The sequence below is a fragment of the Brevundimonas basaltis genome, from assembly GCF_014202075.1.
Classification (GTDB): domain Bacteria; phylum Pseudomonadota; class Alphaproteobacteria; order Caulobacterales; family Caulobacteraceae; genus Brevundimonas; species Brevundimonas basaltis.
Genome location: NZ_JACHFZ010000002.1, coordinates 236009 through 248368, shown reverse-complemented (window position 1 = coordinate 248368; position 12360 = coordinate 236009). Strand labels below are relative to the sequence as shown.

9 protein-coding genes are annotated in these 12360 nt (G+C 70.8%); 5 read left to right on the top strand and 4 right to left on the bottom strand.

All coding sequences use genetic code 11. From position 1 onward, the window contains the following. The first annotated feature begins 30 nt into the window (after positions 1-30). The 5 genes from trpB to HNQ67_RS05660 are packed head-to-tail and all read left to right on the top strand — an operon-like array spanning position 31 to position 4658. Positions 31-1215 carry a tryptophan synthase subunit beta gene (gene trpB, locus HNQ67_RS05680; protein WP_221247787.1) on the top strand — a complete coding sequence of 395 codons (1185 nt, stop codon included), beginning with the start codon at positions 31-33 and terminating at the stop codon, positions 1213-1215. A 10-nt stretch (positions 1216-1225) separates the two neighbouring features. Beyond that, positions 1226-1636, top strand: coding sequence for a hypothetical protein (locus HNQ67_RS05675; protein WP_183253263.1), 411 nt, complete (start codon positions 1226-1228; stop codon positions 1634-1636). Next, entirely contained in the window at positions 1633-2463 is an 831-nt protein-coding gene (gene trpA, locus HNQ67_RS05670) for a tryptophan synthase subunit alpha (RefSeq protein ID WP_183253261.1), read from the top strand. Before HNQ67_RS05675 ends, trpA begins: the two co-directional genes overlap by 4 nt. Positions 2464-2473: 10 nt before the next feature. After that, positions 2474-3367, top strand: coding sequence for an acetyl-CoA carboxylase carboxyltransferase subunit beta (locus tag HNQ67_RS05665; RefSeq protein ID WP_183253259.1), 894 nt, complete (start codon positions 2474-2476; stop codon positions 3365-3367). Between the two features lie 4 nt (positions 3368-3371). Next, positions 3372-4658, top strand: coding sequence for a bifunctional folylpolyglutamate synthase/dihydrofolate synthase (locus tag HNQ67_RS05660; protein ID WP_183253258.1), 1287 nt, complete (start codon positions 3372-3374; stop codon positions 4656-4658). A 1-nt stretch (position 4659) separates the two neighbouring features. Here HNQ67_RS05660 and trxA read toward each other — a convergent pair whose 3' ends face one another. The 4 genes from trxA to murU form a co-directional block, all read right to left on the bottom strand. Beyond that, the gene (gene trxA / locus HNQ67_RS05655) at positions 4660-4995 is read right to left on the bottom strand and encodes a thioredoxin (protein WP_183253256.1); all 336 of its coding nucleotides are present in this window, start codon (positions 4993-4995) and stop codon (positions 4660-4662) included. A gap of 90 nt (positions 4996-5085) precedes the next feature. Then, a complete protein-coding gene (gene addA / locus HNQ67_RS05650) occupies positions 5086-8550 on the bottom strand; it encodes a double-strand break repair helicase AddA (RefSeq protein ID WP_183253254.1) in 3465 nt (1154 codons plus the stop codon). After that, complete coding sequence (gene addB, locus HNQ67_RS05645) at positions 8547-11624, bottom strand: double-strand break repair protein AddB (protein ID WP_183253251.1); 3078 nt, start codon at positions 11622-11624, stop codon at positions 8547-8549. The genes addA and addB overlap by 4 nt, the downstream gene beginning before the upstream one ends. Further along, complete coding sequence (gene murU, locus HNQ67_RS05640; RefSeq protein ID WP_183253995.1) at positions 11621-12328, bottom strand: N-acetylmuramate alpha-1-phosphate uridylyltransferase MurU; 708 nt, start codon at positions 12326-12328, stop codon at positions 11621-11623. The genes addB and murU overlap by 4 nt, the downstream gene beginning before the upstream one ends. Between the last annotated feature and the right edge of the window lie 32 nt (positions 12329-12360).

Here is a 12360-nt window from a genome sequence, read left to right as displayed (position 1 = left end):
GTGAACGCCATCCTGCCCAACCGCTATGCCATGCCCGACGCCGAAGGCCGCTTCGGCCCCTATGGCGGGCGGTTCGTGGCCGAGACCCTGATGCCGCTGATCCACGAGCTCGACGCGGCCTATGAGGCGGCCAAGGCGGATCCGGCGTTCCAGGCCGAGCTCGACGGCTTCCTGACCGATTACGTCGGTCGGCCCAGCCCGCTGTACCTGGCCGAGCGGCTGACGCAGCATCACGAGGCCGCGAACATCTGGTTCAAGCGCGACGAGCTGAATCACACCGGCGCGCACAAGATCAACAACTGCATGGGCCAGATCCTGCTGGCGATGCGGATGGGCAAGACCCGCATCATCGCCGAGACCGGCGCCGGCCAGCACGGCGTGGCCACGGCGACGGTCTGCGCCCGCTTCGGCCTGCAATGCGTCGTCTACATGGGCGCCACGGACGTCGAGCGGCAGTCGCCCAACGTCTTCCGCATGAAGCTGCTGGGCGCCGAGGTGGTGCCGGTGACCTCGGGGCGCGGCACGCTCAAGGACGCCATGAACGAGGCGATGCGCGACTGGGTGACGAACGTCGAGGACACCTATTATCTGATCGGCACCGCCGCGGGGCCGCACCCCTATCCGGCCATGGTGCGCGACTTCCAGAGCGTGATCGGACGCGAGACTCGCGCGTCGATGCTGGCGCGCCGGGAGAAGCTGCCCGACGCGGTGGTGGCGGCCATCGGCGGCGGGTCGAACGCCATCGGCCTGTTCCACCCCTTCATCGAGGACGCCGGCGTCCGTCTGATCGGGGTGGAGGCGGCCGGACGCGGTCTGGACGGCCCGGACCATGCGGCCTCGCTGCAGGGCGGGCGCCCCGGGGTTCTGCACGGAAACCGCACCTATCTGCTGCAGGACGACGACGGGCAGATTCTCGAAGGTCATTCGATCTCCGCCGGGCTGGACTATCCCGGGATCGGACCCGAGCACGCCTGGTTGAAGGATATGGGCCGCGCCGAATACCGAGCCGCCACCGACGCCGAGGCGCTGGAAGCGTTCCAGCTGTGCTCGAAGCTGGAAGGCATCATCCCCGCGCTGGAGCCCAGTCACGCCCTCGCCCGCATCGGGGAGGTGGCGAAGGAGGTGGGCAAGGGCGGCGATGTCGTGCTCAATATGTGCGGGCGGGGCGACAAGGACATCTTCGCGGTGGCGAAGCATCTGGGCGTGGAACTGTAAGACAATGAGCATGACGATACTGGCCGCCACGGCGGTGCTTGGCCTTCAGTCGGCTCCGGCGGCTCCGCTGGACCTGATCATTCCCGAACTGCCGGGCACGGCGGGCGACGCCACCTGCGGCGGCAACGCCGCTCTGGCGGCCCAGGCCTTCTGCGTGGCGACGACGCAGGCCGCTATGCAGGGCGTCGCCGATCAGTACGACGCCGCCTTTGCGGCGCAGGGCTGGCTGGCGGCCTCGGGCGAAGCCAATCTGACGGTCTACGTCCGCCGCAAGGAAGGCGGCGGCTGCGCGGCATTCCAGCTGCTGGCCTTCGCCGATCCGAACCGGCCGACTGCCCCGGGCTCCCCGGGCTATTTCGCCTTCGCCACCATTCCGGGCGATATCTGCGCGGGCTCGCCCGCGCCTGCCGGCCCCCAATGACCACCGCCCGTATCGACGCCCGGTTCGCGGCGCTGAAAGCCGAGGGCCGGGCCGGCTTCGTCGCCTATGTCATGGCCGGCGATCCGACCGGAGAGCAGGCGCTGGAGATCCTGCGCGGCCTCCCCTCGGCCGGGGCTGACATCATCGAGCTGGGCTTTCCTTTCTCCGACCCGATGGCCGAGGGGCCGCCGATCCAGCGCGCCGCGCTGCGCGGGCTGAAGGCGGGGCTGACGCTCAAGGGGACGCTGGCCTTGGCGCGGGCCTTCCGCGAAGACGACGCCGATACGCCCCTGATCCTGATGGGCTATCTCAACCCGATCGAGACCCACGGCTACGAGGCCTTCGCGCGCGATGCGGCGGCCGCGGGCGTCGACGGTGTGATCGTGGTGGACTGTCCGCCCGAGGAGGCCGGGCCGCTGTCAGATGCGCTGGATGCGGCGCAGGTGTCGCTGATCCGTCTGGCCACGCCGACCTCGGACGACGCCCGGCTGAAAATCATCGCCGAACGGACCTCGGGCTTCGTCTACTACGTCTCGGTGGCGGGCGTGACCGGTGTCAAGGAGGCGCAGGCCGGCTCGGTGGCTCCGGCGGTCGAGCGGGTGCGCCGGGCCTCAGGCCTGCCGGTCGCTGTCGGTTTCGGCGTCAAGACGCCGGAGCGGGCCGCGGAGATCGCCCGGATCGCCGACGCGGTGGTCGCCGGCTCGGTGCTGGTTGACGAGGTGGCGGCGGCGCTGGCGGCGAACGAACCGGCAGCGGAGCGCGTTCTGGCGAAGGTGAAGTCGCTCGCCGACGCCGTGCGGGGTGCGCGCGTCATGGAAACCGTCTAAAGGCCGCGCCATGGTCGACAAGAACAAGCCCCAGCAGGAAAAACGCGGCGGATGGCTGAGCCGCTTCGCCCCTGGCGTTCGCAAGATCGTCAGCCGGCGTGACACGCCCGACAATCTGTGGGTCAAGGATCCCGACACCGGCGAGATGCTCTACCGCTCGGACCTTGAGGGGTCGCTGTGGGTCACGCCGTCGGGCCGACACATGCGCATCGATGCGCCGACACGGCTGCGCTTCACTTTCGATGACGGCCGGTATGAAGGCATCGACACGCCCGACGTGCCCGAGGACCCGCTGAAATTCTCGGACGGCAAGCCCTACCGGGACCGGTTGGCCGCCGCCCGCAAGGCGGCCGGGCGCAAGGACACCATGGCCATTGGCTTCGGCGAACTGGACGGCACGCCGGCGGTGGTCATCGTTCAGGACTTCACCTTCATGGGCGGTTCGCTGGGCATGGCGGCGGGCGAGGCCTTCATCGCCGCGGCCCGGGCCGCGATCGAGCGGGGGGTTCCGCTGGTGTGCTTCACCGCCGCCGGCGGCGCGCGGATGCAGGAGGGGGCGCTCAGCCTGATGCAGATGGCCCGAACCACCCTCGCCATCCAGGAACTGAAGGCGGCCCAGCTGCCGTTCGCGGTGGTGCTGACCGATCCGACCACCGGCGGCGTCACCGCCAGCTACGCCATGCTCGGCGACGTCCATCTGGCTGAGCCGGGCGCCCTGATCGGCTTCGCCGGTCCGCGCGTCATCGAGGCCACCATCCGCGAGAAGCTGCCGCCGGGCTTCCAGCGCGCCGAATATCTGCAGGAGAAGGGCATGGTCGACCGCGTCGTGACGCGGGCCGAACTCCCGTCCGTGCTGGGCCGAATCCTGTCGATGCTCATGGGCGGGAAGCGCCGGGCGGCCTAGGTCCTTGGACCCGATCTCCGAACGGCTGCGCGCCCGCCACCCGCAGCGCATCGACCTGTCTCTGGAGCGGATGCGGGTTCTTTGCGCGGCCCTGGGCGATCCCCAACACCGGCTGCCGCCGGTCATCCATGTCGCGGGCACCAACGGCAAGGGCTCCACCGTCGCCTTCATCCGCGCCATCGCCGAGGCGGCGGGGCTGCGCGTGCACGTCTACACCTCGCCGCATCTGGTGCGCTTCAACGAGCGCATCCGGCTGGCCGGGACACTGATCGGCGACGCCGCGCTGAACGCGATCCTCGACCGGGTCGAAACCGCCATCGACGCCAGCGGAAGCGAGGCGACCGTGTTCGAGAGCACCACGGCGGCCGCCTTCGTCGCGATGAGCGAGGCTGCGGCCGATCTGGCGGTTGTCGAAGTCGGTCTCGGCGGCCTTCTGGACGCCACCAATGTGATCGAGCGACCGTTGCTCAGCGTCATCGCGCCGGTCGATATGGACCACGCCGAATTCCTCGGGACCACCTTGCGAGGCGTCGCGGTCGAGAAGGCGGGGATCCTGAAGCCGGGCGCGCGCGGGTTGATCGCTCGCCAGGCCGAAGAGGCCATGCAGGCCATTGAGGCGGCCGCCCAGGCCGTGCGCGCCCCTCTGACGGTGATGGGAGTGGATTTCGACGCCTGGGCCGAGCGCGGCGGCCTGGCCTTTCAGGACCAGAACCGATTCCTTGATCTGCCCGCTCCGGCGCTGGCCGGGCCGCATCAGATCGCCAACGCCGGGCTGGCGGTCGCCGTGGCCCTCGAACTGGACCTGCCGGAAAAAGCGATCGCCCATGGCTTGGGAGCCACGCGCTGGCCGGCGCGGATGCAGCGGCTCACGGCGGGTCCCTACGCCGAGGCGGCGCGCGCGGCCGACGCCGAACTGTGGCTGGACGGCGGGCACAATCCCCATGCGGGGGCGGCCCTGGCCGAAACATTGGCGGAACGTCAGGCGCGGGCCCCGAGGCCGACGGCTCTGGTCGTCGGCATGCTGGCGAACAAGGACGCCGGCGGTTTTTTCGAGGCGCTGAAGGCCTCAGGCGCGACGGTCTTCACCGTTCCCTTCGAGGGCGCGGCGGCCGAACCGGAAGCGTTGGCGGCGGTGGCGCGCGGCCACGGACTGGGGGCAACGGCCAGCGCCTCGGCGGCAGAGGCGCTGGAGCGAGCCCTCCGGCTCGGGGCCGGCCGGGTGGTCATCTGCGGTTCGCTGTACCTCGCGGGCGAGGTGCTGGGCGCGAGCCGCGAGACCTGGCCAGACTAGTTCAGGTCGCGGCCGAAATACCGGCCTCGGCCAGCCATTCGACGATCTTGCCCTTGGGCATGGCGCCGACCTTCATCGAGGCCAGCTGGCCGTCCTTGAACAGCATCAGGGTCGGGATGCCCTTCACGCCGAGGCGCGACGGGACCATCGGACTGTCATCGATATTGACCTTAGCGATCACGATCTGACCCGACAGTTCGTCGGCGATCTGTTCGAGCGCGGGGCCGATCTGTTTGCAGGGGCCGCACCATTCGGCCCAGAAATCCACCAGCACGGGGGTGGACGATTTCAGGACGTCGGCGTCGAAGCTGTCGTCGGTGACTTTGACGGTGGCCATGGGCTCTCCTTGGCGCGGATGCGATTTTGTCGGTCAACCTGGGATGATTCCGGCGGTTCGGCACCGATGTGGGGCGCGTCGCCGATCAAATCAACGCGCCAGCTTCAGCGCCGTGTCCATCAACGCTTGTGGAACTGGCATCAGCCTCGGCCCGTCGGTCCAGACAAGCGCCGCTTCGACCGGCTGATCCGGGTAGAGGCGGCGAAGCACCGCGGCATAGACAGCGAGTTGCAGCACATAGGCCGGGTCGGCGTCCTCGATCCGGTCGGGCGCGGGCCGGTTGGTCTTGTAATCGACCACCAGCACCCGCTCGGGCGAGATCACCAGCCGATCGATGCGGCCCGAGACAGCGACGCCTTCCGGAAATTCCGGCGCGCCGCCCGACAGGGCGACCTCGGCCCGCGAGCCCGGCCCGAAGACCGGCGCGAACCGGGCGTCGTCCAGCACCCGGAAGGCGGCGGCGATCATCTCCGACCGCTGGTCCACGGTCAGGTCCCGCTCCCGGGACAGCATGCGAACGGCCGCCTCGGCCCGCTCGGCGGGATCGATGTCGGGCAACCGCTCGAGGAGTCTGTGGATCAGGTCGCCGCGCCGGAACCGCCCCAGCGGCGTCCCCGAACCGGCGGCGGCCAGAGGCGACGGGGCGGGAATGCGGACCGCCCCCTCAATCTGCGACGGCGCGGCGAACCGGGCGGCCGCGTCGGACGCGGGCGGCGATGCTGCCCATGGCGGCCGTTCGACGATGACGCCACCTTCAGCCGTCTGTGGTGGCAGGCAGACAGGTTCGGCGCCGAAGCGGCGGACGCCGCCACCGACCTGCGGCGCGCGCGCGCCGAACCGGTCGAAGGTCTGGGTCAACACGTCCCACCAACTGCCCGGTTCGTAGCCCAGCTTGCCGTTGCCGCAAGCCCGGCCCAGCAGGATCAGCCGATCCCGCGTCCGGGTCAGGGCGACGTAGAGCAGGCGCAGGGTCTCGGCGTCGGCGCGGGCTTGCCGGGCGTCGCGGGCGGCGCGGGAGACCGGGCAATCCTCCTTCGATGAGCCGGGACACATCAACCAGGCCTCGGAACCGTCATCCAGCGCCACCGGCATCAGCGACGGGCCCTGCGCCTTCGCCCGAGAGGTGGTGTCGGGGAGGATGACGACGGGCGCCTCGAGCCCCTTGGCGCCGTGCACGGTCATGACCCGGACCTCGCCGCGCGGGCCCTCCAGCTCGCGCTTCACCTCCACATCCGCAGCCTCAAGCAGGGCCACGCAGGTTTCGAGATCGACCCCCCCGCGTTCCTCGGCGGACAGGATCTGGTTCAGCGTCTCGTCGATGGCCTCCTCGGCCTCGCGGCCCAGCCGTCGCAGGATGCGGCCCCGGCCCGACAGGCCCTGCCCGTCAATCCGGTTGAGCAGGCCGGAGAAGAAGGCGAACGGGTCGCGATCCCGCGTTTCGAGGGCGAAGGCCAGGAAATCCCGGGCGTGAGCCCACTCCAATCGCTGCTCCGCCCTGTCGCCGAGCTCGCGCCAAAGGCGGCTGCGCTTCTCGGTCCCCGCGAGATCGAACAGGCTGTCCTCGTCGACATCGCAGAACGGGCTGCGCAGCACTTCAGCGAGGCTGAGGTCGTCGTCCGGATAGAGGGCGAAGCGGGCGACGGCGATCAGGTCGTCGAAGACGATATGCGACGACAATTTCAGGCGGTCCGCGCCGGCCACCGGGACCCCTGCGCTCTTCAGGGCGCGGATGATCTCCTCGAAGGTCGCGTCCCGGCGTCTGACGAGGATCAGGAAGTCGCCGTAGCCGCAGGGACGCGGCTCCCCGGTCCTGCGGTCATACACCGCTTCGCCCGCCCCGACTTGCCGGCGGATCTCGCTCGCCAGCGCCGCCGCCAGCTGTTTGCGGCCGCTCGTGCCCGGCTCGTGGTCGACCGGGTCCCAGACATCGGGTTCCGGTGGTTTGACGTCCTCGAACAGGGGCCACAGTTCGACGGACCCCGCCTGCCCCTCGCGCCGGGCGACGTGCGGCGGGATGGCGGCGATCTCCTCGCCGACGAGGGCGGCGGTCCGTTGGGGTCCCTCGAAGACGGCATCGACAAAGGCCAGAACCTGCGGCGTCGACCGGAAGGAGGTGGCCAGTTCGACGCCCTTGAAGGACGCGCCCGAACCGGTGACCAGCGCGTCATAGCGCTGGGCTTCCCGCCGTAGCCGCTCCGGGCGCGCGCCCTGGAAGGAATAGATCGACTGTTTCTCGTCGCCGACGGCGAAGACCGTGCGGTCGAGCCTGCGGCCCGACGCCGGGACCGGGGTGAAGCGCCGGCCGCTGCTGCCGGCGAAGAAGTCCTCGGTCAGCGCCCGCAGTATGTCCCATTGCTGGGGCGCGGTGTCCTGCGCCTCGTCGACCAGCACATGCTCAATGCCGCCGTCCAGCTTGTAAAGCACCCAGGCGGCCGAGGCCTTCTCGGTCAGAAGATCGACTGTCCGGGAGACGAGGTCTCCGAAATCCAGCGCGCCCTTGGCAGCCTTGGCCTCGTTGTAGAGACGGGCATGAGCCTCGGCGAGCAGCAGGACATGACGGGTGTCTCGGGCCACCCGCGCCCTGCGCAGCGTCTCGAGGGCCGCGAGGTATTTGAGTTGCAGATCGGTCAGCCGGGACCCGGCGGCGGGCGGCGCCTTGGCCGTGGCCATCGACTTCCGCGGCTCGCCGTCGGTCAGGAAGACCCCGGCCAAGCCGGTGAAGGTCCAGTCCGCGGCTCGCATGCGGTCGGCGCATTTCTGATCATTGACCGAGCCGGTCGCCATAGCGGCGGCTGTATCCAGCCATTCCGCACGGTTGATCCAGCGCATGAAGCCGGTCTCGATCGACTCCGGCGTCTCCTTGGGGTCGGCGCCGGCGAGGACATGGGGGCCGGGCGCGCGGCCGTCGGCGACCCGGGCGGTGTAGTCGGTCAGCTTGTCCCGATCGGCCTCGATCATGGCCAGCAGCGACTGGAAGGCGTTCCAGTCCAGCTCGACCGCGAAATGGCTGTAGGCTCGTCCGACCGGCCCCTCGGGATCGGCCAGGGCCAGTCGGGCGAGGTCCTCGCGGGCGGCGTGCGACAGGGCGAGGGCGGCCTCATTCTCCAGCACGGTAAAGCCGGGGGTGACATCGGCCTCGATCGGGAAGCGTCGCAGCAGCTTTTCGCAGAAGGCGTGGATGGTCTGAATCTTCAGTCCGCCGGGCGTCTCCAGCGCCTTGGCGAACAGGCGGCGGGCCTTGGACAGGTCCGGGCCGGACAGCGCGGCGGGATCGCGACTGTCAAGATCGGCCAGCGACTGCGCCAGCTCCGCGTCGTCCATCACCGCCCAGGCGCCGAGCCGGTCGAACAGCCGCGCCTGCATCTCGGCGGCGGCGGCCTTGGTGTAGGTGACGCAGAGAATTTCGCCGGGCTGGACCTCTTCGAGCAGCAACCGGGCCACCCGGTCGACGAGGGTCGAGGTCTTGCCCGAACCGGCGTTGGCGGTGACGAAGACCGAGCGGCGCGGATCGGCGGCGGCGATTTGATGGGGATCAGGCAGGATGCGGGCGCTCATTCGGCCTCTCCCCCATCCTCGCCGCCGACCACATGCCATTCCCAGACGCGGGCGAGGTGATCGTAGTTGCCGCCGAACGAGCCCATGAACTGTGGCCCGACCCAGGACGGATAGGGGGTGGCGGGATCGTCGAAGCGGGCGATGCGCCGGGTGAGTCCGTCCAGCGCGGCTTCGGACAGGGCGACAGCCTCCACACCGACGGCGCGGACGGCGGCCTCGCCGGGAATTTTGCGTCCCACCACCCGGACATAGGTCAGTTCCTCGGGCTGCACGGGCCCGATATCCGACAGTCCGGCGCCGGCGAGGATGGCGCCGGTCAGGGTCAACTGGGGTGAGAATCCGGTCTTCACCTGCTTCGGCGACGGAATCTGTCCGGTCTTGAAGTCGAGCACGGCAGCCCCGGTCGCCGACAGTTCGATGCGGTCAGCCTTGGCGGTCAGCGTGAACGGGCCGAAGGGAGCCGGCAGCGTCATGCGAACCTTTTCCTCGACGCGGATTTCGACACCCCGGGCGCGCCGCTCCGCCTCCCAGCCGGTCAACCAGCGGGCGCAGTTGCGGGCCAACGGCGCTTCGCGCGCCATGGCCGCGTCCTCGAAGCCGTGCTGCGTAAGCTCCTCCAGCAGCAGGGTCTCCAGCTGGTCGGCGCAGTCGTCGGGCAGGGCCGCCGGCCAGGTGAGGGTCAGTCGCTCGATCGCCTTATGCACCGCATTGCCGCGGGCCAGGGCCTCGGCCGACTGGCCGGGCCGGTCCAACTGTCTCAGGTTCAGGACATAGCGCGCATAGATGGCGTAGGGGTCGCGCACCCAGCGTTCGACGCCGGTGACCGGCAGCTCGCGCGGACGGCGTTCGACGGGCGGCCGGGGTTCGGGCCGGGGGGCGTAGTCCGGCGTCCGGCGGACAGGAGCGTCGAGCGCCCGCGCCTGGCCGAGGTGAACCGACGGTCTTTCGAGCTCCACCGGCGTTTCCGTCGTATGCGCCCCCCGGGTCAGCATCTCCAGCCGCCACAGCCAGCGCGATTTGACCGCGGGCTGGCCGCCCCGGCGTTCGGAATGGACCAATATGGCCTCGTCGGCGCAGGCGGCCTGGACGAAGTCCTGGGCGGTCTGGCCCAGGCGGCGTTCGGGCGGCGGCAGACCGAGCGCCTTGCGCATCGGTCGCGACAGAAAGGGGTCGGTCGGCGCGGCGTTGGGCCAGACGCCCTCCTCCAGCCCGGCCAGGATCATACGGTCGGCGCGCACCAGCCGCGCCTCGATGGCCCCAAGGATGCGCAGGCGCGGCTGATTGGCTCCGCCGGTTCGAACCGTCTCCTCACCCAGCAGGCCACTGACCAATTCGGCGAACTCGGCGCGGGAGACGGCGCCCAGCGACCCGCCGCCCTCGATCAGTCCGGCAAGCAGGGACGCCGCGGCCTCGCCGTCCGGCCCGGCCCACACGGTTTGACCCGCCAAGGCTTCGATCAGTTCGGTCAGGGCGCAGGCGGCGGCGTCGAGGGGCGCGTCTTCCGCGAAGGGCGCGAGTGCCGCCTCGGACAGGACCTCAAGCCGGTCGAGCAGCCGGTGAGCGGCGGCCAGCCGGGCCAGGGTATGGTCCGACGGCGCGCGGCCGTCCTCGCGCGGCTCGCCGACCTTCAGCAGGGCGCGGCGCGCGCGGGCCCAGTCTCGCAGGCGAGGGCCGCGCAGGGCGTGAGCCTCCAACGCCTTGATCGCGATAGCCGGGTCCTCGCCGTCGAGATCGAGCTGCACCAGCGGATGCTTGAGCAGGCCGAGCAGGGCGTGGGGATCCAGCGGTCGGACGATGAAGCGGGCGCAGAGGTCGACGAGCCGACCCGCCGCCATTCTCGAGAGCGGCTGGCCGGAGGAGTTGTCGGCGACCACGCCCCAGCGTTCCAGCCGGGCGGCCACGCGGCGGCCAAGCGCGAGGTCGGGGGTGACGAGGGCGCAGGTTCGGCCGGGGGTCTCAAGCGTCTCGCGTATCATCAGGGCGAGGGTCGCTGCGGCGTCCTCCTCGGCCCGGACGGTGACGACGGACAAGCCTTCTAGCCCTTCGGCGATGGGGTCGGCGGACCGTTCCCGGAAGGCGTCGGCGCGCAGGGCGGTGATGACCTTTCGCCAGTCGTCGGTGGCGTCGGCCGGGCGCAGGGCCTCGTTCAACAGGCGCTGGCGGGCGCGGCCGCGCGCGGTCGGGGCCGGGTCGGCGGGCGGGTCGAACCACGGACGGACGGCCTCGCGTTCGACGGCATGCCGATCCAGCAGACGCCACAAGGCGTTCTGGGGATGCTGTTCATTGTCGCCGAGACCGGCCCAGACCAGCGGATCGAGGTCGCGGTCCAGACCCGGCAAGACGACGCAGCCCAGCGGGGCGCCGGCGACGGCCGCCAGCACATCGGCGGCGGCGGGGACGGTGCCGGTCGAACCGGCGGCGATGACCGGCCGGGTCGGCGGCCGTTCGGTCCAGGCCTCGGCCAGCAGACGCAACAGGCGGGCGCGGCGCCAGGCCGGATCGACCAGCCCCATGGCCGCCAGTCGCCTGGGCCAGGCCTCGACGGCGAGGCCGAGGAAGCGCGCCGACTCCTGCCAGTGCTCAGCCAGGTCGTCCTCAACCAGGGTCGCGACGAGACCGGGATCCTCGACCTCTTCCAGCTGGCTGGAATCGAGGAAGCCGCCGAGGGCGTCGGCCATCTCCAGTGCGCGCAACGGGCCGAGGCCGGGGCGGAACTCCTCGACGATCATCCGGGCCATTTCGAAGCGGCGGGTCAGGGGGGCGATGGCCGGCGGCAGGTCGAGGCCCAGTTCGCCCGGCGCGAACGGCGGTTCGTCTTCCTCGAGGTCGCCCAGCGGCCGGACCTGAGGCAGCAGAACCGGCCGGTCGCCGGTCAGCCGGGTAAGCGCGCCCGTGAAGGCGCGGGCGGCGCGTCGGTTGGGCAACAGGATGACCGCGTCGGACAGGGCCTCCGGCGGGAGCTCGCCGAGCCAGTCCAGAACGCCGGCCGCCAGATCCTCAAGGAATGGCCGGCGCGCCTCGATAGCATACCAGCGGGGCCCCGAACCGGCGAACGGGTCGAAGCGAGCGGTCATCCGCCTGCCGCCAGCCGGGCCTCGGCCTCGTCGCGGGCGCGGGGGTCGCCGACGTGCATCCAGTCGCCCTCGAGGACGCAGCCGTAGAGTCGCCCCGCCGCGGCGGAGCGGCGCCACAGGCCGCCAAGGGAGAAGGGGCCGTCCGGGCCGTCTGTCACATAATCGGGACGACAGATGTGAACGCCCATATAGGCGAAGGGCGCCGAGGGGGCGTCGCCGCGGAAGGTCAGCCGGCCGTCGTCATCGAGGAAGACATCGCCATCGCCCTCGAAGCCAATCGAGCCCTCGCGCCGCGCCAGCAGCAGGGCGGCGTCCATGATTGACGGATTCCACAGGCGAGCGAGTTGATTCAGCGCGGAATTCCCCGGCGAGGCGTGGTCGGTCCAGACGCTGTCTATATTGGCCACGAAAACCGGATCGGGACCCAGCAGAGGCGCGGCCTTCTTCAGACCGCCGCCGGTCTCGAGCAGTTCCGCCCGCTCGTCGGAGATGACGACGGCCGGACCCCGCCCGCGCGCGGCGAGGTGACGCTCCAGCCGGTCGGCGAACCAGTGCACGTTGACCACCGCACGCTCGACCCCCGCGTCGGCCAGCCGGTCCAGCACATGATCGATCAGCGCCCGGCCGCCTACCTCGACAAGGGCCTTGGGCCGATCGTCGGTCAACGGCCGCATGCGGGTGCCGAGGCCAGCGGCCAGCACCATGGCGGTCCTGGGGGCCTTGCCGAGGTCGGTGC